Source organism: Candidatus Kryptoniota bacterium (assembly GCA_036567965.1).
Classification (GTDB): domain Bacteria; phylum Bacteroidota; class Ignavibacteria; order Kryptoniales; family JAKASW01; genus JAKASW01.
In genome coordinates this window covers 38,524-60,445 of record DATCTN010000027.1, presented here as the reverse complement: position 1 = coordinate 60,445, position 21,922 = coordinate 38,524, and the positions used below count along the sequence as shown (strand labels likewise).

General features: G+C 50.5%; 22 protein-coding genes. 7 read left to right on the top strand and 15 right to left on the bottom strand.

Annotation, left to right across the window (positions count from 1 at the left end):
- Positions 1 to 43 precede the first annotated feature (43 nt).
- The 5 genes from hemE to ccsA all read right to left on the bottom strand — a co-directional run bounded on the left by hemE (position 44) and on the right by ccsA (position 4,966).
- Positions 44 to 1,072 (bottom strand): uroporphyrinogen decarboxylase, encoded by a 1,029-nt coding sequence (gene hemE / locus VIS48_12645; protein ID HEY9166997.1) that lies wholly within the window; start codon positions 1,070 to 1,072, stop codon positions 44 to 46.
- Positions 1,059 to 1,823 (bottom strand): uroporphyrinogen-III synthase, encoded by a 765-nt coding sequence (locus VIS48_12640; protein HEY9166996.1) that lies wholly within the window; start codon positions 1,821 to 1,823, stop codon positions 1,059 to 1,061. The genes hemE and VIS48_12640 overlap by 14 nt, the downstream gene beginning before the upstream one ends.
- 12 nt (positions 1,824 to 1,835) lie before the next feature.
- Positions 1,836 to 2,798, bottom strand: a complete 963-nt coding sequence (hemC, locus tag VIS48_12635; GenBank protein HEY9166995.1) for a hydroxymethylbilane synthase — start codon at positions 2,796 to 2,798, stop codon at positions 1,836 to 1,838.
- Positions 2,785 to 4,071, bottom strand: a complete 1,287-nt coding sequence (gene hemA / locus VIS48_12630; protein HEY9166994.1) for a glutamyl-tRNA reductase — start codon at positions 4,069 to 4,071, stop codon at positions 2,785 to 2,787. The genes hemC and hemA overlap by 14 nt, the downstream gene beginning before the upstream one ends.
- A gap of 67 nt (positions 4,072 to 4,138) precedes the next feature.
- Positions 4,139 to 4,966, bottom strand: a complete 828-nt coding sequence (gene ccsA / locus VIS48_12625; protein ID HEY9166993.1) for a cytochrome c biogenesis protein CcsA — start codon at positions 4,964 to 4,966, stop codon at positions 4,139 to 4,141.
- Positions 4,967 to 5,282: 316 nt separating this feature from the next.
- Here ccsA and VIS48_12620 point away from each other — a divergent pair, with 316 nt between their 5' ends.
- The 7 genes from VIS48_12620 to VIS48_12590 all read left to right on the top strand — a co-directional run bounded on the left by VIS48_12620 (position 5,283) and on the right by VIS48_12590 (position 10,766).
- On the top strand, positions 5,283 to 5,699 hold the full coding sequence (locus VIS48_12620) for a hypothetical protein (protein ID HEY9166992.1): 417 nt from the start codon (positions 5,283 to 5,285) through the stop codon (positions 5,697 to 5,699).
- Positions 5,696 to 7,006 (top strand): SpoIID/LytB domain-containing protein, encoded by a 1,311-nt coding sequence (locus tag VIS48_12615; GenBank protein ID HEY9166991.1) that lies wholly within the window; start codon positions 5,696 to 5,698, stop codon positions 7,004 to 7,006. Before VIS48_12620 ends, VIS48_12615 begins: the two co-directional genes overlap by 4 nt.
- Positions 7,007 to 7,061: 55 nt before the next feature.
- On the top strand, positions 7,062 to 7,649 hold the full coding sequence (locus VIS48_12610) for a Maf family protein (protein ID HEY9166990.1): 588 nt from the start codon (positions 7,062 to 7,064) through the stop codon (positions 7,647 to 7,649).
- Positions 7,633 to 8,601 carry a lysylphosphatidylglycerol synthase transmembrane domain-containing protein gene (locus VIS48_12605; GenBank protein HEY9166989.1) on the top strand — a complete coding sequence of 323 codons (969 nt, stop codon included), beginning with the start codon at positions 7,633 to 7,635 and terminating at the stop codon, positions 8,599 to 8,601. Before VIS48_12610 ends, VIS48_12605 begins: the two co-directional genes overlap by 17 nt.
- Positions 8,602 to 8,691: 90 nt before the next feature.
- Positions 8,692 to 9,090 (top strand): cobalamin B12-binding domain-containing protein, encoded by a 399-nt coding sequence (locus VIS48_12600; GenBank protein HEY9166988.1) that lies wholly within the window; start codon positions 8,692 to 8,694, stop codon positions 9,088 to 9,090.
- 112 nt (positions 9,091 to 9,202) lie between these two features.
- The gene (locus VIS48_12595; protein ID HEY9166987.1) at positions 9,203 to 10,258 is read left to right on the top strand and encodes a hypothetical protein; all 1,056 of its coding nucleotides are present in this window, start codon (positions 9,203 to 9,205) and stop codon (positions 10,256 to 10,258) included.
- 202 nt (positions 10,259 to 10,460) lie between these two features.
- On the top strand, positions 10,461 to 10,766 hold the full coding sequence (locus VIS48_12590; protein ID HEY9166986.1) for a GIY-YIG nuclease family protein: 306 nt from the start codon (positions 10,461 to 10,463) through the stop codon (positions 10,764 to 10,766).
- Positions 10,767 to 11,313: 547 nt separating this feature from the next.
- Here VIS48_12590 and VIS48_12585 read toward each other — a convergent pair.
- From VIS48_12585 to VIS48_12540, 10 genes are all read right to left on the bottom strand, one after another.
- A complete protein-coding gene (locus VIS48_12585) occupies positions 11,314 to 12,402 on the bottom strand; it encodes a hypothetical protein (protein ID HEY9166985.1) in 1,089 nt (362 codons plus the stop codon).
- 229 nt (positions 12,403 to 12,631) lie between these two features.
- Positions 12,632 to 13,249 (bottom strand): L-threonylcarbamoyladenylate synthase, encoded by a 618-nt coding sequence (locus VIS48_12580; protein ID HEY9166984.1) that lies wholly within the window; start codon positions 13,247 to 13,249, stop codon positions 12,632 to 12,634.
- The gene (locus tag VIS48_12575) at positions 13,242 to 14,264 is read right to left on the bottom strand and encodes a glycosyltransferase family 9 protein (protein HEY9166983.1); all 1,023 of its coding nucleotides are present in this window, start codon (positions 14,262 to 14,264) and stop codon (positions 13,242 to 13,244) included. The genes VIS48_12580 and VIS48_12575 overlap by 8 nt, the downstream gene beginning before the upstream one ends.
- On the bottom strand, positions 14,261 to 15,184 hold the full coding sequence (locus tag VIS48_12570) for a lysophospholipid acyltransferase family protein (GenBank protein ID HEY9166982.1): 924 nt from the start codon (positions 15,182 to 15,184) through the stop codon (positions 14,261 to 14,263). Before VIS48_12570 ends, VIS48_12575 begins: the two co-directional genes overlap by 4 nt.
- 32 nt (positions 15,185 to 15,216) lie before the next feature.
- On the bottom strand, positions 15,217 to 16,233 hold the full coding sequence (locus tag VIS48_12565) for a PQQ-binding-like beta-propeller repeat protein (protein HEY9166981.1): 1,017 nt from the start codon (positions 16,231 to 16,233) through the stop codon (positions 15,217 to 15,219).
- Between the two features lie 128 nt (positions 16,234 to 16,361).
- Positions 16,362 to 17,858: a sodium:solute symporter gene (locus VIS48_12560; protein HEY9166980.1), complete on the bottom strand. Its 1,497-nt coding sequence runs from the start codon at positions 17,856 to 17,858 to the stop codon at positions 16,362 to 16,364.
- Positions 17,859 to 17,886: 28 nt separating this feature from the next.
- Complete coding sequence (locus VIS48_12555; GenBank protein HEY9166979.1) at positions 17,887 to 18,222, bottom strand: STAS domain-containing protein; 336 nt, start codon at positions 18,220 to 18,222, stop codon at positions 17,887 to 17,889.
- Entirely contained in the window at positions 18,219 to 18,746 is a 528-nt protein-coding gene (locus tag VIS48_12550) for a hypothetical protein (protein HEY9166978.1), read from the bottom strand. Before VIS48_12550 ends, VIS48_12555 begins: the two co-directional genes overlap by 4 nt.
- Complete coding sequence (gene ligA / locus VIS48_12545) at positions 18,743 to 21,139, bottom strand: NAD-dependent DNA ligase LigA (GenBank protein ID HEY9166977.1); 2,397 nt, start codon at positions 21,137 to 21,139, stop codon at positions 18,743 to 18,745. The genes VIS48_12550 and ligA overlap by 4 nt, the downstream gene beginning before the upstream one ends.
- A complete protein-coding gene (locus tag VIS48_12540; GenBank protein ID HEY9166976.1) occupies positions 21,136 to 21,885 on the bottom strand; it encodes a RodZ domain-containing protein in 750 nt (249 codons plus the stop codon). Before VIS48_12540 ends, ligA begins: the two co-directional genes overlap by 4 nt.
- Positions 21,886 to 21,922 lie beyond the last annotated feature (37 nt).

Below are 21,922 nucleotides of genomic sequence, written 5' to 3'. Positions count from 1 at the left end.
CGAACCGGCCTCGACATCTCGCGAAAACGAAAGTGAATTCACATCAATCTCTTTTCCAGTTTTTTACGAAGTCAACGAGAACGCGGACGTTTTCCACCGGCGTATTTGGGAGAATGCCGTGTCCCAGGTTGAAAATATGTTTACCCGCAGGCGCTTCTTCGAGTATTTTTTTCGCGCGTGCCTTTATGATTTCAGGTCTCGCAAAGAGGACCGCTGGATCGAGATTTCCCTGGAGAACCGCGCCGGTCCTCTTCGCGGCTTCGCCGATCTGAATTGTCCAATCAACTCCCACACACGAGGCGGCAGTTGCGGCGATCTTCTCGATGGAATGATTCGCCCCCTTCGAGAATACAATTACCGGAAATTCTTCCCTGACGGAATCGACCATGAACCTGATATACCTCAATGAAAATTCCTCGAAGAGATCAGGAGCGAGGGCACCTCCCCATGTGTCGAATATCTGCACTAAGTCCGCGCCCGCCTCATGCTGCATCCTGAGGTACGACACGCAGTTCACGGCGAGCTTCTCGAGAAGCTGGTGGGCCGAGGAAGGATCGTCGTAGAGCATGGCTCGTGCACGTACAAACTCGCCGCCCTTTCCATCCACCATATACGCCAGCAGTGTCCACGGGGAGCCGCAAAATCCGATAAGCGGGACTCGCCCTTGCAGTCTCTCCACCGTTAGTCTCAGTGCATCCGAAACATATTTCAGGTCCCTCCGGCAATCCGCGTCGTGAACTTGCCCGAGGGAAGTCCTGCTCTTAATCGGGTTAGTGAATCGCGGACCGCCCTTACCTTCCTCGACGACGAGGTTCATCCCCATCGCCTCCGGCAGGACCAGGATGTCGGAGAAGATAATCGCCGCATCCACACCGACAATGTCGACAGGTTGAACGGTGACTTCGGATGAAAGTTCCGGAGTCTTACACATCGTAAGAAAATCATGCCTGGCACGGACCGCCATATACTCCGGCAGGTACCTTCCCGCCTGGCGCATGATCCATACAGGTGTCCGTTCAGCGCTTTTGCCGCTGATCACTTGCAGTAGCAGATCGTTACTAAGCTTTTTCATGCTCAATTAGACTCGCAATTAATTCTTCCGTTGTCGCGTTTCCCGGTATCACATCGACATGAAGTCCCATTTCCTCGATCGCATTTCGTGTCGTCGGGCCGATGGCGGCTATCTCTTTTCCTACGAGGACATCCGGACCAAAAATACTTACAAAGTTCCTCGCCTGGGAAGGACTGAAGAATGCAACCGTATCGAATTTCCCCGAAGCGATTTCGTCCTTGAGCTCGGGGTCGAGGAGACGGTTTATCACCGTCCTATAGACGATGACGTCATCCGCGATACCGCCGCTTGACTCGACGAATTCTTTGATTTCATTTCCCGAGATACTTCCCCTGGGGATCAGGACTCTTTTGCCCCGCCAATCGAGATTTGTAATTCCTTTAATAAGTTCGTCCGAACTGAATTTTGAGGGAACGATGTCCGGTTCAAGTTTGATGTCAGAGAGCGCTTCAGCGGTTTTCTTTCCGATCGCAACGATCACCGGACGCTTGCCGCCCGGGTCACGCGCCGGAGCATGGCGAAAGAAATTCTTCACGCAATTGTACGAAGTGAAGATCACTATATCATATTCGCAGTACGCAGAAATACGTTTTACCTCTTCCCGGGTCAGCTCCACGGGTTCGATCCTGATCGTCGGGACCACGAGGACCGCCGCTCCCAGCGCCTTGAGTGTGGCAGCAACACTTTCAGATTGATCTTCGGTACGTGTAACGACAATGCGCTTGCGCGACAAAGGCAAGTCAGTATGCAACTAGGAACTCCTTCAGTCCGCGCGATCCCGGGAGCCTGCTTTCAAATTCCCGTTTTCAAATTCACGTCTTATTTCTTCGAGTATCGTGCCGGCTCCCATCGTCAAAAGTTTTTCAGCGAGAAGAGTGCCGGTTTTCTCCGGATCCTTCTTATCAAACGCCACCGCTTCTCTGACGATCGTTTCGCCGTCGAGGGAGGCAACCATCCCGGTCACCTTATTCTCTCCAAGTGATGTGTATACACCAATCGGTACCTGGCATCCGCCTTCGAGGCGCCTGAGGAACGCGCGTTCGGCGAGGGCGGCGATTTTAGAATCGTGATCATTGTAGCCTCTCATCAGTTCTTTCATTCTATCGTCCGACGCCCGCGACTCGACAGCGATGACGCCCTGCCCGACCGCCGGGAGGATGACGGATGGTTCCAATATTTCTGTGACCCTGTTAGCCATCCCGAGACGTTTTATTCCCGCGTATGCGAGCATCATACCCGCGTATCCCTCCTCCTCAAGTTTCTTTAACCGAGTGTTGAGATTCCCTCGCATGTCCACAAGGTTAAGATCGCTTCTCAAATGAAGTATCTGAGATCGTCGCCGCAGACTACCAGTCGCAAGAGTGGACCCTTTGGGGAGCTCGAGGAATTTCATCCCGTCCCGGGCAACAAGCGCGTCGCGCACATCTTCCCGTTCGCTGAACGCAGTGATCTCCAACCCGTCCGGAAGAACAGTCGGTAAATCCTTGAGACTGTGCACGGCGCAGTCAATCTCGGAACCAAGGAGGGCTTTCTCTATCTCTTTAGTAAAGAGTCCTTTGTCACCTATCTTCGAAAGGGGAGCGTCAAGAATCTTGTCGCCGGTGGTTTTAATTGTTATTATCTCGACCGAACCCGCACCTAAAGATTTTTCCAGATATCCAGCAACGATCTGTGACTGGTAGAGTGCGAGCTGGCTGCCCCTCGTTCCGATCCTAACTTTTTTCATCTTCGTCTCTGGCAGCATCTTCGGAAAGTCCGAACAGATACTTGATCAGCTTTACCCGGTCGACGAGCGAAATTCCATTCTCTGCATTCTTCAAATTGGTAAGCGGCTCGTGCAGGATCTTGTTCACAATGGATTTTGTGACTTCATCCACGAGTTCAGTGTCGCTCTCGTTGAGTCTGTTCTTGTTCCGCCTGACCTCCTCGGACCTGATTCGCTCGATTTTCTCGCGCAGCAGCTTTATCGTCGGTCCGACCTCCAGCAAATTGTACCATTTAATGAAATCATTCAGCTCTTCGTTCAGTACGCGCCTGACTGCAACAATTTCAGCGCGGCGCATCTCAAGATTCTTCTGCACTATGAGATTCAACGAGTCGATGTCGTTCAGAAACACATTTGATATCTTTCTTACCGCAGGATCGACGTTTCGAGGCACGCCGATATCGACAATGAGAAGCGGGCTGTTCTCACGTCCTTTCATCGCGTTCGCCACAATCTCGCGGGTCAATACGAAATCAGATCCTCCGACACTCGATATGACCATGTCTACCCGGGGAAGCCGTTCTCCCATGCCCTCCAGCGGGATTGCCTCGCCGAACCCGATTTCACGCACAAGATTCTGCGCGCGTTCCAGAGTGCGGTTCGCAATATATAGATGACTTATATCTTTCGGCTTGAGATCCTTCGCGGCAAGCTCTGCAGTCTCTCCCGCTCCGATCAGCATCACCGTCTTCCCACGCAGGTTTCCGAAAATCTTCTCGGCAAGCTCGACCGCCGCATAACTCACCGACACAGCCCCTTCCGAGATTTTTGTCTCGGTCTTCGCCCGCTTGCCCGCCTTCAGCGCAACCTGGCAAGCGTGATGAAGAATTGATCCTACCATTCCAAGCTCAACACCCGTATTGTAAGCTTCCTTGACCTGGCCGAGAATCTGAATGTCGCCCAGCATGAGCGAGTCAATCCCGGAGGCCACCGAGAAAAGGTGGCTGACCGCGTCAAAGCCCTCGAAGGTTTCGAAATCAACCTGGAACTCGTTCTCGGAGAGATTCTTCCCCCTTCGGATGAGACCATAAAGGTCGGCGTGCATCCTCGGAGTTGTGGACGGGATAAGATACAATTCAGTCCTGTTGCAGGTAGAGACCAGGAGAGACTCGCGACCAATAGATCTCAATTCTTCCGAGATCTTCCGGATCTCTTCCGGGCTGTAGAAAATTTTCTCCCGCGCTTCGACATTCGCGGTCCTATGATTTATGGACACCGCTGTCAGCTTCAACATATCCGTTCAGTCCTCCCCGGCCAGCCAATCGGCAGGCAGAGGGTAATCGCCCGGGACTGCCATCTTTCTATTTGAAATTATGAAAACTTTGTAAGAAGACATTCACAACCACCATGGATACCAACGTCAGACAGAATCCGACGATTGAAATTATCACCATTGTCCGGCCGGTCCACCTCATCGCCCTTTTTGTCATTAACTCGAAGAAGTACACGGCCCAGACGACATCGGTTATTATCAGTTTCGGATCGGAGTACGAAAAATTATCGATTGTCTTCGGAAGCCACGCGTATCCCACCAGTATTACCACGCTGAGGAGCGCGAATCCGAGGATGATCGACCGGTAACTCAACTTCTCGAGTGTTTGAAGGTCGGGAAGTTTTCTGTATACAATTCCGAATTTGTTCGATCTTATTTCATGGTACATCATCAAATATAATCCGCCATAGACCGCAGATATTGCAAGTGCGCTGTAACCCAGCATGGCGCTACCAACGTGGATTCCGAGCACACTCGATTTCAATACCGGGTTAAGATGAATCTCGTCCTTTATAAATGCCGCCGAGACCATTTCAAAAAGAAAAGCGAGACTGATTATGAACAGCCCGGTCTCTTTCACTTTAGACCGCATCTCAATGTACACGTAAGCCAGCGCCACCGTGAATGACACCACGCTCATGATTTCAAACACCGAAGTAACCGGCGGATGACCTGTCAACAGTGTCCTGCTGAGCAGATAGACGAAATGGATTGCGATTGTCGCCAGCAGAAATCGTGTTCTATTCCTGATCCCAAACTGTTCATCCAGGAAGAACGCGAGCCCATAAAGGAATAGCGTGAACAAATATAGAATGGGGAGCGAAATCTTCAGCAGGTCGACGAAGTATTGCAGCATAGACGTATAATTTATCGTCAGGCGGGCGTATCTTCAATACCGTTTAAAGGTATCGATTGAGTGACGTGAAAAGGCGTACACCATGATGGAGAGAGAGATTTCAGGCGTTTTCCACCCATTTTTAAAAATAACATCATATGATTCTAACAAGAAAACGAGGAAGAATGATTCCAAAATCAAGAAAGTCGCGTTAAATCGACCTGAAGCGGTGGTTTCCGACTGCATTCTCCATCCGGATCGATCCATCCCAAGGCAAATCACATTCGTGCCAAAGAGTCTTGACTTAAAAATGGCTTCAGGATAAATTTCCATACCAATGCGATACGTTGCCGGTCTCTTCGCGATCATTTCCTTAGCGCTTTCGCCCACGTCGTCGGTCACTTATTCGGACGTGCGAGGTTCTGCTGAGGGTGATAATATTGTGATCCAGTGGTCGACCTCACAGGAAGACGGAGTGAAAGACTTCGTGGTCGAGAAGAGCTCACAAGTGGACAACCAGTTTTATCCGATTGGGACCGTGAATCCCACCGGAGCCGGAAGCATTTACCAATTCACCGACAAGGGAATCTATAAGACTACCTCTCCATCATATTTTATCTACATGGTACGTGCGGACGGCTTTGACGGCAGCTCAACTTACTCGGCCCAGATCACTGTGGCATTCACATACCAGTCCAGCATTTCGGATGTTGCAAAACGAACATGGGGCAGCATCAAAGCAATGTTTAGATGATTCCCCGCAAGGGAACCTCCCTCTTCATTATCATCGTCGCCGTCGCTGTCTTTTCCTTTTCCGTTTCATTCTCACATCCGATCTTTGTTTACAGTAGTGAGCCGACCATTCGCGTCTGCCTCGCGGAAGGAGTTGGCAGCATCTCTCTTCGTGTCGAAGGAAATTATCACCTGAGTTATCAGGGAGTTTCGATATCAAAGGCGACGAACTCGACACTGAAGTTTGAATTTTCTCGAGACGGCTCGCCAAAGGCCTTTCTCCCCAATCAGGAACTTCAGTTTCTTTCGCCCATCAGGATTGTGCCGGATACAGCATTGAATCCGGAATCGGCTGCGAATTCCGACCGGATCACATTTAAATCCCAGACATACCCGGGGGAAATGGAGATTGTGCCCTCGAGCAACGGAACGTACAGGCTGATCGACATGGTCCCGCTCGAGACCTATCTTCGAGGTGTGGTTCCCAACGAGCTCGTAAATCATCTGACCACTGCCGAACTTCAAGCGTGCATGGCACAGGCAATCGCCGCCCGAAATTACGCTTTCTTCAGAATGAGCGGAGTGGACTCTTCGGACAAATTCATCATGAGGAACGGGTTCGATGTCTATGCCGATACCCGTGACCAGGTTTATTCTGGCATACAGCGTTATAACTCGCTCGCAGACAGCGCAATCGAGTTTACGTCGGGAATGATAGTCGAATACAACGGCGAGCCGGCAAGATGCTTCTTCCATTCCACCTGCGGGGGTCACACCGAGGACGTCCAGCATGTTTGGCAAGGGCAGCCTCCCCAACCTTACCTGCAGGGAGTTTCAGATATAGACTCGGCGAATGGGCAGCCATTCTGTATTTACTCGCCACAGTTTTTCTGGACAGTGACGCTGAGCGCCGCCGAATTAAATACCATGCTTAGAAGAAATCTCAGCGCAGCTAACCCCATGTATACAGGGATTGCTCTAAGAAGCAGAATCTCATCGTTGAAGGTGGTTGATCGGTTCACCTCTTTCCGCGCAGACACACTTCAAATCAAGACCGCTGACGGCACGGCGTACTTTGTCCGCGGTGACCGCACGAGATATTTCTTTAAATCCCCCGGCGGGACCTTACTCAGAAGCAGTCTCTTCAGGATTACTCTAACCAGAGACGCTGACGGAGTTATAAGAAGCGCGGTGATAAAGGGCCAGGGAAGCGGACACGGTGTGGGCATGTGCCAGTGGGGAGCACTCGGCATGTCAAGACTTGGATATACCTATCAACAAATTCTCTCCCACTATTATCCCGGGACAGAAGTGAAAAAGGTCTATTGATGAATTGTGAAATGCAAATCTTAAATTCTCAATCGGAAATTGATAATCACCGACCATGAATCTTCCTCATATTTTTCTTGCGTCCAGGTCGCCGAGAAGACGCCAGATACTCGAAATGGTGGGAATTAAGTTCACACTTCTTGATGTGGAGGTCGACGAGACGAACCACTTCGCGAATAATCCCGAGGAATACGTGATAAGCCTTTCGGGTAAGAAAGCGGATGAGGCCGCGAAGAAAGTGACGTCAGGAATAATTGCGACGGCCGACACGATAGTGTACCTGGATGGAAAAGTGCTGAATAAGCCGATAGACGCCGACGATGCTCGAAAGATGCTCAGGTCGCTGAGTGGAAGGACGCACCAGGTTTACACGGGGTTCACATTACTCCGGGTCCCGGAAAGGAAAATCGTTCAGCATTGTGAAATTACAGACGTGACTTTCAGAAACTTGAGCGACGAGGAAATCGACGAGTATGTGGAATCGGGTGCGCCGTTTGACAAGGCTGGAGCATACGGCATCCAGGACGATCTAAGCGCACTCTTCGTGGAAAGAATTGACGGCTGTTTCTATAATGTGGTTGGACTGCCCCTTCCAAAATTTTATCTTGCCCTCAAACAATTCGCAGATGCTGAAACAGTTTAGAAAGAAGATTTTCATTTCTCTCGCGATCGCCGCGTTGATAGGCGTCGCGTTTTCGCTTTACGCAAACACCTCGGCGCTGAAGGAAGCCTTGTCGCTCTTCGATTACAAAATGCTCCCGATCATCCTCCTCTTTCCTATCCTGAACTACCTCATCCGGTTCGTGCGATGGGAATTCTACCTGAAGGCTCTGGGGATAGACATTCCGCGGTCGGAAAGTTTCGGCGTCTTCTTCTCTTCGCTTTCCATGTCCGTCACTCCCGGAAAAATGGGAGAAGTTGTAAAATCATATTTTCTTAAGTCGCTCAACGCAGTTCCGATAAGCAGGTCCGCCCCGATCATATTCGCCGAACGCATAACGGATTTCCTGGCGCTCCTGATCATCGCAACCTTCGGAGCGTATGGCATCGGGCAGGATAAGGAATTCATATTCCTGTGCGCTTTCTTTTTCCTCGTGGGATTATACGTCATCGCGAACAGATCCCTGTCATTAGGGATAATAAACTTTTCAAAGAGGATCCCGCTCGTATCGAAGTGGATCAAGGAGATCGAAATTGCTTATGAAAGTTCGCGGACGATTCTCAGCGGGAAGTCGCTCATCATTTCGACTCTCCTCGGTCTCCTCGCCTGGTATTCGGAATGCATCGGTTTTCTTTTCGTGCTCGGCGCGCTCGGAATCCACCTCAAGCTTCTCTCGGCGAGTTTCATTTATTCATTTTCTATAATTGTCGGGGCTGTTTCTTTTCTGCCGGGCGGAATCGGCGCGACGGAGACTTCTCTCGCAGGTCTGTTGATACTTGCGAAAATTCCCAAGAGTGCGGCAGTCGCAGCCACATTAATCGTAAGGGCGCTGACATTGTGGTTCGCTGTTATAATTGGCGCGGGCGTGCTATCTTACATGCAGAGGCACTATGAAATTGCCGCCAATGACAAGCTCGAGCATAGTGGATCTTAAAAGAGAAGTGAATCTGTCGAGGGATTCGCGCGGCAACTTTGCTGCGAATTCACCCATCCTTGTATACTGGAACAGCCCAAGAAGGAAGTAATGGAAAGAAAAATCCGCGTTTTGGTAGCGAAGGCAGGCCTCGATGGGCACGACCGTGGAGCAAAAGTAGTCGCCGCGGCGCTTAGGGACGGCGGCATGGAGGTCATCTATACCGGGCTCAGGCAAACGCCCGAGATGATTGTAGACGCTGCCATACAGGAGGATGTCGACGTAATCGGAATCAGCCTCCTGAGCGGCGCGCACATGACGATATTTCCAAAAGTCATTGCGCTCATGAAAGAGAAGGGACTGACAGACGTTCTTCTTTTCGGCGGCGGGATTATTCCCGATAAAGATGTCAAAGCCCTGAAAGATCTCGGCGTCGGCGAGCTGTTTACACCCGGCACGCTGACTTCCGACATTATCGATTATGTCCGCAATTGGGAAAAGGGAAAGTAGCTATCAGCATTCAGGCATCAGCTTTCAGCTGACAGCTGATTACCGAGTACTGATTGCTGATTACTGAAAGCTGATTGCTGATTACCCATCTCCACTTACTACCGGAGTCGCTATGAAAACCGATCCGCTTCAAAAACTGGCAGAGAGACTGAATTCCCTCTCAGTCGACAGTTTCTGGGACGTGGGAAAGTTCATCGTCGAAAAAATTCTTCCGTATGCTAAGTCGAATAAGCTTTCGGAAGAAGAATTGTACAAACTTCTGACCACTACTCCCGGATTCAAATTTCAACCGGGTCTCCTCAAGCAATGCCAGATGTACTTCACTTACTATCCTGATCTGAAAAAGCGGAAACTCCCCGAGAGCTTTTACTTCGAGCTCGCGACTAAAGTCAGCACAGATGATAAGCGCAAGGAGTACGAAAAGGCGGCATATCAAAACAAGTGGACGATAGGAGAGCTGCGGAAAAGAATCCGCGAAGATGTTCTGACGGAACGTGAATCTGAGCGGACAAAATTCGGATTCGATTTAAGGAACACGAACGTGTGGACGTTCGACGTTCCCGATCCGCGGTTCGGCAAACCGGGGCAAAAGGGGCGAGTGGCGGGGCAGGTAGTCGCGAACGCGCTTTACTATTATACTGATCCAGGCGCTAATATTGTCGATCCCTTCGCCACAGACGGTACTCTCGGCGACGTGGTAGACAATCTCTCCTGCTTCAATGACCGAAAATATTCATTATATGAAACGATTTCGTCGGATGAACGGATAAAACAAAACAATGTTTTCCTGACCGGCATTCCGCGAGAATCGAATTCAGCCGATTATGTTTTTCTCAACTTGCCTGCAGAATTTTACTCGAACCCCGAGGACCTGACGGTAGCGTTATCAAACTTCAAGATGAAATTTAAAACTGTTTTCAGGGAGAGCCACCGCATTTTGAAAATCGGTGGGAGGGTTTCCGTCATGGTCGGCTCGAGGATCGGAGAGGCAGGCGTGGCCGATTTTCCGTACGAAGTGGAACGGATGTACGCTGACGCGAACTACAAGACTGTGGGGAGGGTCTTTCTACCCGAGAGATCCGCAAGAAGATACAACTACTACGAGCGAAAGCCGCTGATACCGGAAATGACCGAGCTCCTGACATTCCAGAAGCAGTCGGAAGTGTAAGAAGTCCGCGGGGAATTCCCGCTGGAGTTTATTCCACGCCAGCGGGGCGTGGATTACGGGGAGCCCGGAAATGTCATTCCCGATCTAATCGGGAATCCAGGGAAGAGGGTCATGCTGGCGTCTGGCGGGTAATGTCAAAGGCTGGATCTCCGCTTTCCCTGGAGTTACATCCCTGATCTTCCGAAGTCAACTCTGATATTGTATGCCACGCGATAAGAACTACTATGTTTACATACTTGCGAGCAAGCGAAATGGCACACTCTACACAGGGGTGACCAACGATCTGATCAGGAGAGTTCGCCAACACAAAGATAAGATGATGAATGGCTTCACAAAGAAGTACGGTGTAGACAAGCTTGTCTATTTCGAATCAACGGATGATGTAACGGTCGCGATAAGAAGAGAAAAGCAGATTAAGAAATGGTATAGGAAATGGAAGATAGAACTTATCGAGTCGATGAATCCAGAATGGAAGGACCTATACGATGAGCTTGTCTCTGAGGATTGACCGTATTTCTCGTTTTGTCATTCCCACGCAAGTGGGAATCCATCTCGCTCGGATCAGCGCATCGCTCCGATCAATAGATGCCCTGTAACTGAACGGCAGATTCCCGCTGCAGTTCATCCCGCGTAAGCGGGACGGGAATGACAGAGGAGAAGGTGGATTCCCGCTGGAGTTCATCCCGCGTAAGCGGGCTGGAAATGACAGAACAGAAGCGGGTTACTCCAAGAGAGATGTCATCTAAAAAACTCTGTCAATGTCATTCCCACGCAAGTGGGAATCCATCTCGCTCGGATCAGCGCATCGCTCCGATCAATAGATGCCGTGTAACTGAACGGCAGATTCCCGCTGCAGTTTATCCCGCGTAAGCGGGACGGGAATGACAGAATGGCTACTTGGCTATTTCCAGAGAGGTATGACGCAACAAATTCTCCACACCTGAAGAGTGAATTCCCGCTGGAGTTCATCCCGCGTCAGCGGGATCCCGGCATATAGAATATTTCGGTCGGGACATGCTTTTAGCGGGAATCCATTCTTCTCACGTTTTCCTGCTTCAATTTCTTTTACCGACTATTGCTATGGCCTTTTGGTCCGCAAGCCCCACAGTGATCATGAGGTTTCCTTTGACAGCAGTTCGTCCTACAGCACCGTATGAAGGCGGAATTACGTCACTGTAGTTGTGCCAGCTTCTTCCATTGTAATGAACTATCTCAAATGCGTCGCCTGATACGAACACATCGCTCGTGTCGTTTCCTCTTATTCCATTTGAGACATAACTCGTCACAACTCCTGGGGCATATGTGTTCCAGACAGGATCAGTGAGTCGATTCTTCCAGAAGATCCCTGCACCCACTGCGTAATACTTTTGATTCGGTACAAACCAGACTCCGTAAAGACTGCTTCCCAAACCACTGTCAGAAACAGTTGTTACAGTTGTTCTCTGAATACTGAGAAGCTTAGATCCTTCATCGTTCGATGCAACGGCAAGTATCTGATTTCCATCGGGCGATCCCCAGATGTCCCGAATATCTAGAGTGGTCCCGCTTGCTATTCCCTGCCACTCATTGCCATCAAAATGGACGATTGAGCCGCCGGTACCGACCCCATATAGAGATGTGGTGGATGAGCCCCATAGGGTGTTGATGGTTGCGGTTGGATCGGGTAACGACAAGCGGGAGAACGAAAGGTTGGTCAGTGAGTCCTTTCCGTTCCAGCGGAAGATGCTTCCCGGAGTTAACCAAATGTCACTGCTCCCTGTTACCCAGATCCCCTTAATTTCTATCAGAGGCAAAATGTATGGGTTGCCTTGGTAATCAGTTCCCTTGTAGTATAGATGCCTCAGACTCCAAGATTGTCCATCCCATATAGCAACACAATAAGGGGGAGAACTCCACTGCCCTGTTGAATCCTTCAGAAAAATAGACCCTACAGCGTACACCAGTGGCGGATTTATGCTGACAATTGCTACGTCGTACAATTGGCTCGCACCGTCGCCCAATGTGTCAACTTCGAATGTCCAGGCATGGCTCGTGGTGTCCGATCCTCCTCCATTATGCGGACCTGTAAACAAGTCGCAGTTGAAGCAAAGAGTGATCAGCCCGCAGCACGCGGCCGCCAGAATGTATTTACGAGCGTGTTTCATTCGCCATCCATTCTCCAACATCCCCATGACAATGATAATTGGAACGGCCTCTAACCAAATCTATTTTCGGAAAATATTCTCAGCCCTGAACCGGCCCACACATTACTGATGTAATCTTAAAAGATCAGGCGAATACTGTCAAGTGAACAATCACATCAGCGAGTCTGCCGACGGCACTTCAGCTTAACAATCGAGAGATTTGCCAACTCGATTGTCGTGTTTCCGCCTTCTATCGTTCTTTAAGAATCTCCTTGAACGCGATCGCCCCTTCTCTCACCAGTTCCACCTTCCCTTTCGTCACGTCCACAACTGTCGATGGTGTTTGTGAAGTCAAGGTTCCCGCATCGACGATAGTATCTACAGAGTCCAACACTCTTTTGTTGATCATCTCGATCGAGTTCGGATTGGACTCACCCGATAGATTTGCACTTGTGGATGTGATCGGGATCTTGCAGATGCTCAGGAGATCTCTGCAGAACTTGTCACTCGACAAACGAATGCCGATCTTTCCCGACCCGGCCGTCAATATCTTCGAGACCATCGGGGTACTCCTGAAAACTATTGTCAACGGTCCCGGCCAGAATTTTTTCATCAGATCCTGAGCGGAGTCCGGTACCTCGAGGGCAAGTTCCTCCAACGACTGAATATCCGGAATCAAAATCAGGATCGGATTTGATTTTCGCCTCTCTTTTATCTCGAAAACTCTCTCCACAACTTTCGGGTCCAGCGCGTTTGCACCCAACCCGTAGATAGTCTCCGTCGGATAAACAATCACGCCGCCGTTGAGAATCGTCTGGGCTGCGACCACGAGACTCCGCTTCCGGGACGCGATAACTTTCTTAACCATTGCGCGTCCCGGAGATTCTCAATGCGGTGGCGGCAACGTAGTACGGCGTAATCATTTCCATGCAATCAAATGTCCCGATCGGACATCTTGCTCCTCCATGGATCGTGCAGGGCCTGCAACCTAAACCGGTAGTTTCCACGACGGCCGAATTGTCACCGTAAGGATAAAATCCGAAATTGCCGGCCGTCGGGCCGAAGATCGCGACTGTCGGCACTTCGAACGACGCGGCAATGTGTACCGGGGCGGAATCGTTCGATACCAGAAGGGATGCCCTGCTTATCAATTCGGCAGAACTCATTACGGACAATTTCCCGACGGCGGAAACGATCCTCGAATCAATCCCGTCGAAAGATGCCGCGGTCTCCGCATCGGCGGGCCCGCCAACAATCACGATCCGTGCAAATCTCTCCAGGAGTTGCTTCGCGACCTCGACCATTTTCGCGACCGGATACTGCTTCGTTCTCCAGACAGTCCCAGGCGCAATCGCGGCAAACGGCTTCTCTATCCTGTTTTCGCCGATGAACAGATCTACCTCCTCGCGGTTACCTTGAGTCGGAAACAATCTCGGCACCTCACGATGTGTCGCTATTCCCAGAGGTTCGAGTAGTGATAGATTTCGATCCACTTCATGTACGCCGAATTTCCATGCTAGTGTGCTGGTAAATGACCCCGGGAGAGCCGAGTTCCTGAACCCGATCCTGACGGGCGCGTTCGTCATACGGGAAAGGAGGGCGCTCCTCAAAGATCGATGCGGACAGATTATCACGTCGTATTTCATTTTCCGTAATTCTCTTCCGAGCGAGATGAAAGACCAGGGAGATTTCTGAGCGCCGTGCTTATCATAGGTTATCACCTTCGAGACGGCCGGGTGATTCTCGACCACCTCACGCGTAGAAGGAATGACCACGATGTCGACAGCCATTTCAGGATGCTCTCTCTTCAAGACCTGAACCAGCGGCGTGGTGAGAATTACGTCGCCGAGAAACGCAGTCTGGATTATGAGCGCGCGATTCATTTCTTCTTCATTTTCGCGAAGAGTTCCTGGTAAGCCGGAACGTGTTTGAACCGCCTGTGAAACCAGAGCCACCATTCCGGGTAGCGACGGACATATTCTTCGAGGACCGTCACATGGCGTTGTGTCAATTCCTTTACACTCTCTTCAGAGTCATCTTTCAGATCGCTGCAATCAATTTCCTTCAGCTCCACACTGTATCTCCCGTCTTCCTTCCGGATCAGGAATCCAACATGGACTGCCGCGCCGGTCTTCAACGCGAACGAAGCCGGTCCCTGGAATGTCGGAACTTCTATTCCGCAAAACTTTGCGGGCGCGCTTTCTTTGGCCGCGCTTTGGTCGGCGAGAAGGGCGACTATCCCGTTCGAATGTAATTCAGTCAATGCTGCCCTGATGGAATTTCCCATCGGCACGGTCGAATTACCCAGAAGGCGTCTGTATTTGTCCGTCAATACGTCCGCCGCCCTATTCGAGAGCGGATGAACGATGACGAGAAATCTTTTGGGATAAAATCTGCCGACGGAAAACGCAATGAGCTCCCAGTTGCAGAAATGCCCGCTTATCATGACGAGACCCTTTCCTTTGGCGAGAGCAGACTCTATCAACTCCCTGGACTCATCCCGGAATTCGACCAGCTCACCAAGTGATTTCTCAGTGAACCTGGGGAAATAGAGGAACTCAAAAAAAACGGTCGCGACGTTGATGTAGCATCTTGCAATAATATATTCCAGTTCGTCCTGGCTCTTTTCCGGAAAGCAAAGTTTCAGATTCGCGAGAGCGACGTCTTTGCGCACTGGAAGATAGCGATAAAAAAATCGCCCGAGGAATTCTGCCATCCGCTGGACTCGTTTGATCGAAAAGCGCCTGAGGCAGAATCCGATGCTTCTAAGAAGATACGCCTGCAAATTGTCTGTAATCTTCATTTCGATTTAGATCCTGAGAAAGATCTCATCAGTCACCTGATTCTGAATCCAAACACATTTGTATTTTCAGCGCACACCACGAGATAGCCATTGCAAATTGCCGGAGCCGTGCGCACCCGTCCGCCAAGGTCGAATCGCCCCTCCACCATTCCGTCCGACTTATTTATCACGTAAAAAAACCTATCGAACCCGCCGACGAACAATTCAGACTTATCCTGTGCAGCGGCCGCAATAATCGGTGCGTCTGTGTTTATTCTCCAAAGGAGGCGGCCGTCAGTCGCGCTGATTGCATACAAGGTCCCATCATTCGAGCCGAAGTAAACTCCACTGCCATCGGAAATCGGCATCGATAAGATTTTTCCACCCGCCTTGAAATCAAACAGCTTCGCCCCTTTCATGTCGAGCGCGATCAGCTCTCCTGAATTGGTCCCTGTGAAAATCAGTGAATCATGCGCAGATGAAGTGCACCACACAGGCGATCCCGCGTCGTAGCTCCAAAGATCATTTCCTTTTTCAGCATCGATACAAATGATCTTTCCATCCTCCGAACCGAACACACAAAGGTTGCGCGTGACTAAGGGAGATACTCTTATCGCTGATGCGAAATGCCGGTGAAAGGACTCCTTCCCGCCCACAGCATCGTATTTATAGACATCACCCGCGAGTGTCGTCACGTATAGAAAATCTCCGGCGATCGTCGGCGACGACTCGATATCGCTCAACTGGTGCGACCAAACAGTCTTGCCTGAATAGATATTGTATGCGAGCAGGTTGTACTTGCCTGTTGAAGAAGCTACGATCATGAGACTGTCCGCAATGGCAGGCGATGCGAACAGTGCGCCTCCAAATGAATTCGAGCCAAGGCTTTTTCCCGATTCCAAATCAAGAATGTATACATCACCTTTAAGCGTTCCGACATAGACCGCACCACCCGCGATGGTCGGTGAAAAGTTTCCGAACCCTGCGTCTGCGTCAAATTCCCAGATGCTATCGAGGCCCGTGGATACCATGTCGCTTGACGATGCGTGCTCCGAATTCTGCCCGAACATCGGCCAATCACCGACTGACGTCTTCGATGCTTCACGAGAGAGTCGAAGGGATCCGCATGAAACGACCCCGACTGCAAGAAGAAGAACCAACAGGCCTTGAAACCAAATGCGGGGCATTTTCAGCCTGACTATTCAGCTGAAGCGGTTGAACTTCGCGGGCGGGAAAGGTACGACGACAGAAGTCCGACAATAATAGTTGTTATGGATCCGATCATGGTATACCATGTCCAGGCAATCGGCGTGAAGAAGAAGACATAAATCAAAATAAGCAAACCCGCGGTGAATCCAATCATCGCGTCTTTTTCGGCGGGACTCTTGAAGAGCACGCCGAGCAAAAAAGTGCCGAGCAGCCCGCCGTAAGTAACCGATGCGATCGAGAGCGCGATCTCAATTACAGCTTCGTTGGAACCGACAAAGATGAACGCCGTGCCGATGAGGACGATTGTCCACATCAAGCTGAACCTTTTTGACATCATTAGGTCCTTGGCGTCAGTGTTATCCCTTCCGAAGTACGGTTTGTAGAGGTCGATAAGAGTAGACGACGCAAGAGAGTTGATCGATCCGCTGAGCGATCCCATCGCGCTTGCGAGAAGTCCTGCCACTATCAGGCCGCTCAGACCGCTCGGAAGTTGTTCCACGATAAACTTTGGAAATATTTGATCGCCGTCTTTGAACGGGAACGCATTATAAAAAGCGTACAGCGACAACCCGATAATAAGGAAGAATAGAAACTGCAAGCCGACAAAAAAACCGCTGGCTATGACGGCTTTCTGGCTATTCCGCAGTGAGTTTGTTGCAAGGAGACGCTGTACGATAAGCTGGTCCGTGCCGTGGGAAGCCATGGAAAGGAACGCGCCCCCGAGGACACTGGCGATCAGACTGTACTTGACAGTGAAGAATTTGGCAATGCCTCCACCGAATCCCCAGTTGAAGAAATCGAGTTTGTGCTGTGAAGCGGCCATGGTGACGACGCCGCTCCAGCCGTTAGGGATATGCGAGAGCATCAGGTCGAGCGCGAACGCAGCGCCTCCGATGTAGACTGCCATCTGGATAATATCGGTCCAGATAACAGCTTTTATGCCGCCGGTGTAAGTGTAGATGAAAGTGAAAATCGTAATGACTATTATCGCAACTCCGTACACGTATGTATCGGGGAGGCCGCCGAGAATCTTATATCCCTTGAAAACTATGGCAAGGGGTATGGCGGTGGTGAAGAGCCTCACGCCGGTAGCAAGGGTCCTGGTAACGAGGAACACTACCGAGGCGTAGTTCCTCGTCTTCTCGCCAAAACGGGTGCGCAATAATTCATATGCGGTGACCAGTTCGCCGCGATAGTAGGACGGGAGGAAGAGAAACGCAATCGCTATTCTTCCGATGATATAGCCGATAGCAATTTGGAGGAAGTTTAAATTCGTCAGGTACGCCAGGCCGGGTATCGAAATAAAAGTTATCGCGCTGGTCTCGGTGGCGACAACCGCAAATGAGACCGCCAGCCATGGTATATTTCTTCCCCCGACGAAATAGTCTTTCGTGCTTTTCTGTTTCCCTCCGGTGATGACTCCGAACGCTGCGACGCCAACCAGATACGCTATGACAATGACATAATCGATTGAAGTAAATCCCATGTTTCCCCTGCAGAGCCGCCTGCCTTGATTAGTCCAACGATTCGACCGACTGATGGATAGTAAAAATGCTCTCGAGCTGCGTTATCCTGAAAAGGTTACGAACATCCTGATTCGGCACGACCAGATGGATTTCACCTTTCAGCTCTCTCATCTGTCTTTCAGCAACCAGGAGCGCGCTCAAGCCTGTTGAGTCGCAGGATTTTACGGAGCTCATGTCCACGATGAACTTCTTCAACGGCGGCTGACAGATAACCAGAAACTCGGCCTTCAATTGAGGAGAGACCTGTGCGTCCAGCTTGTCAACATTCACTCTGAGGAGAGTGTACCCTTTGTGGGTTTCGGTTTCGAAAGTTTTCTTTTTCATTTTTCCTTAAACATTTTTATCGTGTTTGCAAGAAGTTCATAAGCTTTCTTCATGTCGTCACTGCGCTGCGTCCTTATCTGCAAATCATAATACCTGTCGCTGTCGTTCTTTGTGAACCCCACCGTCATCTTGGCGTCCGATTTGTAACACAGGTAGGACATGAACAGATCCTCCGAATGACTCATGTCGAAGGCGATATCAAAATTCTCCCGATGGAGTCTCGAGATCAGATCGCGTTTCGGGAGCTTGAGCCAGGTCGTATCTGATTGCGAAAAAACAATGATTTCGTTTCGGTAAGTTGCGAGTTCGCGCATGTTATCGCTCACGAGGAGGACCGCCCGCCGGAAATATTTCATGAATGATTCCACGACGCTTCGCGCGAGGTAGAATTCCAGACTTAATCTCGGCATCAAAAATATTGCGGAGTTGGAAGACTTTATCATGTCGTTGAAAGTGAGAGCTTTCTTATTGCGCCTGGTGCGTCTCCTTACAACGGTATTGGCAAATCTTTCCTTTAAACTCATTTTGCTTTCTCTGAAGAAGTCCTTTCGCGGGATCCGGCGAAGAGGTCGTCCCCGGCAGCCGCGCCTGTATCAGCACCGGCGAGCTTCAAAAACTCCTTCTCATCCAATATACGAACACCAAGTCTTTTTGCGCTATCGTACTTCGAACCCGGGTTTTCACCGGCAACGACATAATCGGTGTTCTTACTTACCGACCCGGTGACATTTCCTCCGGCATTCCTTATGAGCTCGGAAGCCTCCTCGCGCGACATCGATGAAAGTGTTCCGGTCAGAACAAAGGTTTTCCCTTCAAGAGATCCGGTTCCTGCTTTCACCGCGCCAGACGGTTTGATACGGAGTTCGTGAAGCCGGCGGATTATTTTCCTGCCCCCCGGCGAACTGAAGTAGTCGAGAACCGATCCCGCCGCCACCGGCCCCACTTCGGCAAGACTCTTCTTTACTTTTGCCAACCGGTTTTCGATCTCCGAAATTTCCCGGGATAGAATATCGTACCTTTTTTTCCTTGCATTTAATTCGGATGCGGTCCTGGCCGGATTGGCACGCGACTTCGGCGACACGGTCTTAATTTCAGATCTTTTAGATCCGAGATCCCTTAGGTCCTTCAATATTTCTGAGCCGGCAAGTTCATCAAGTGAATCGTGGACTAGCGCGAGTTGTCTCGCTGTTGCCTCTCCTACATCTGGAATCGCGAGCGCTTGTATCCACCGTTCAAGCGGAAGAGTCCGCGCACGCTGGAGGGCGTTGACAACCTTGATCGCATTCTTCTCGCCGAAAACTCTGGGTTCTTCGTCGCTACCCAAGTTGAGTCCGGCGAGCTGGTTTACCTTCAGATCGAACAGGTCCAGCGGCTCATCCACGAGTTTTCTTTCCACAAGTTTTTCTGCAACGATACCGCCGAGCGATTCGATATCGAGAGCCTTGCGCTGTGCGAAATACTCCACGCGCCTCGTCTTCTGGGCCGGGCAGCCGGCGACATTCTGACACCGCCACGCTACTTCTTTCTTGTCTCCGGCGGCAATTCTTTCTTTCGCGATCGTGCCGCCGCAGGCCGGACACTTCCCGTCGACAAATTTGTAAAGGTCGAATTCCCTGGCGCCCTTTGGACGCTTCGACTTAATTACCTCCACAACCTCCGGGATCACCATCCCAGCCTTACGTATGACGACCGTGTCCCCGATGCGAATGTCTTTGCGCCGCACTTCATCCTCATTGTGCAGAGTCGCCCGGGAAATTGTTGACCCCTGCAGGAAAACCGGCTCCAATTCAGCAACGGGAGTGAGAACTCCTGTCCGTCCGACTTGCACAGTGATTCCTTTGAGGAGAGTTTCAGCGGGGGTGATCCACGGGACAGGTTTGTGTACAATAGCGTAGCCCGGCGCCCGTGTCTTCGAGGGTATTGCTTTCCAAGCAGACATGCGGTTCACTTTAATCACAATTCCGTCGATTTCGTAAGGGAGCTCACCTCTCAGATCATGCTTCTCATCATAACGGCAAACCACAGATTCATTGTACCGTCTTATTACTTCCTCCATACCTTTGCAGAGCCACCATTTTCTTTGCGTGGAAAGGCCGAACCGTTTCAGTGATTCGAGCATTTCAGAGTGCGTTTCAAAACTTATCCCTTCAGCAGCGCCGACTCCGTAAAATACCGCGCTTATGGGTCGCTCGGACACGAGATGAGGATCTAACTGTTTCAGGGCCCCGGCCGTAGCATTGCGCGCATTCGGATAACTCTTTTCTCCGGACGCTTCCATCCGTTCGTTGAGTTTTTCGAAATCCTTTGTCGACATGTACGCTTCACCCCGCACCTCGAGAAGCGCAGGCGGATCTTTCATTTTTAATTCAAGCGGAATTGCGCGGACTGTCCGCAAATTCACCGTGATGTCATCGCCGTATTGCCCATCTCCACGAGTTACACCTAATGCGAGTTTACCTCTGCGATAGTGTACACCGATTGAGACTCCGTCCACTTTAGGTTCAAGAACATATTCCACAACAGCAGTCTTCAGATATTTCTTTATGTTCGCGTCGAAGTCCATCAGTTTGGGCAGCGTGTTCTGGTCTTGAAGTCTGTGCCGCTTCTCGCGATCAGGTTCGGTCTCCTTGGTAGGGAGATCCGATGCGTCGATCTTCTCCAGCGACAGCATCGGTTGGACATGTTTGACTCGCTTGAAACCCTTGATGGGTTCTCCGCCGACCCGCTGTGTAGGTGAATCGGGGGTGATTAGCTCAGGATGCACCCGCTCGAGCTCTGTGAGTCTCTTCATCAGCTGATCGTATTCATAGTCGCTGATTGAAGGCTCTGCGAGCACATAGTACCTATAATCGTGATCGCGGATTTCCCGCCGCAGTTTTTCTATTTCCGCCCCTGGATCGCCCGCGGTACTCTTCACTTCTTAATGGTACCGTCTTTTAGTATCGTTACGTTTCTGATGACGACGCCTGATCCACCCAGCGGTGGATATTGATGGCCGTTCAGCACGATTGTTAATCCGCCAGCGTTCCCGATCGTCATGTTGAACTTCCGTTTTCCCCAGAAAGTGAAACGGTTGCCCGGTCTCATTAAGAGATCGTATGTCCGCCCTTCGTCAACGACAAGATTCACCCAGACGGTATCGTCGGCACTGAGCACAAGTCTTGAGCTGTCGACTTTTTCAATCTTCGGCGTCGTGGCGGCAGTATAAGCCGAATCGAATTTCTTTTGATTAATTACTTCTGTGTTGTCATACGTCGTGCTCAGATCGACGGGAGGTTTCTTGTTCGGAGAAAAAGCGAGGTAAGAGAGTATTGCCAGTATCACTACACCGATTCCGCCCGCGGCAATCTTCTGGGCTTGGGTGAGACTAACCTGTTTTCCGCCACTTTGCTTCGGAGGCTGAATTTCTCTCTGTTGGGTAACTGCCTTGAGCGATTCGACGTGGAGGTCGTACTTCTTTATCGCGTCGTCGGGATCTAATCCGACCGCCTTCGCATAATCTCTGATGAACGCACGGATGTATGTCTCCGGAAGAATCTCGAGGTTCCCCGCCTCAATCGCTTCCAGAAACTTCATGCTGATGCGAGTCTGAATTGCGACATCGGACAGCCGGATCTTCCGTTCCTGCCTCTGTTTTCTCAGGTATTCCGAAAAGTTTTCCATGAAATTGTTTAAATCTGTAACGTTTTGAATCTAATTA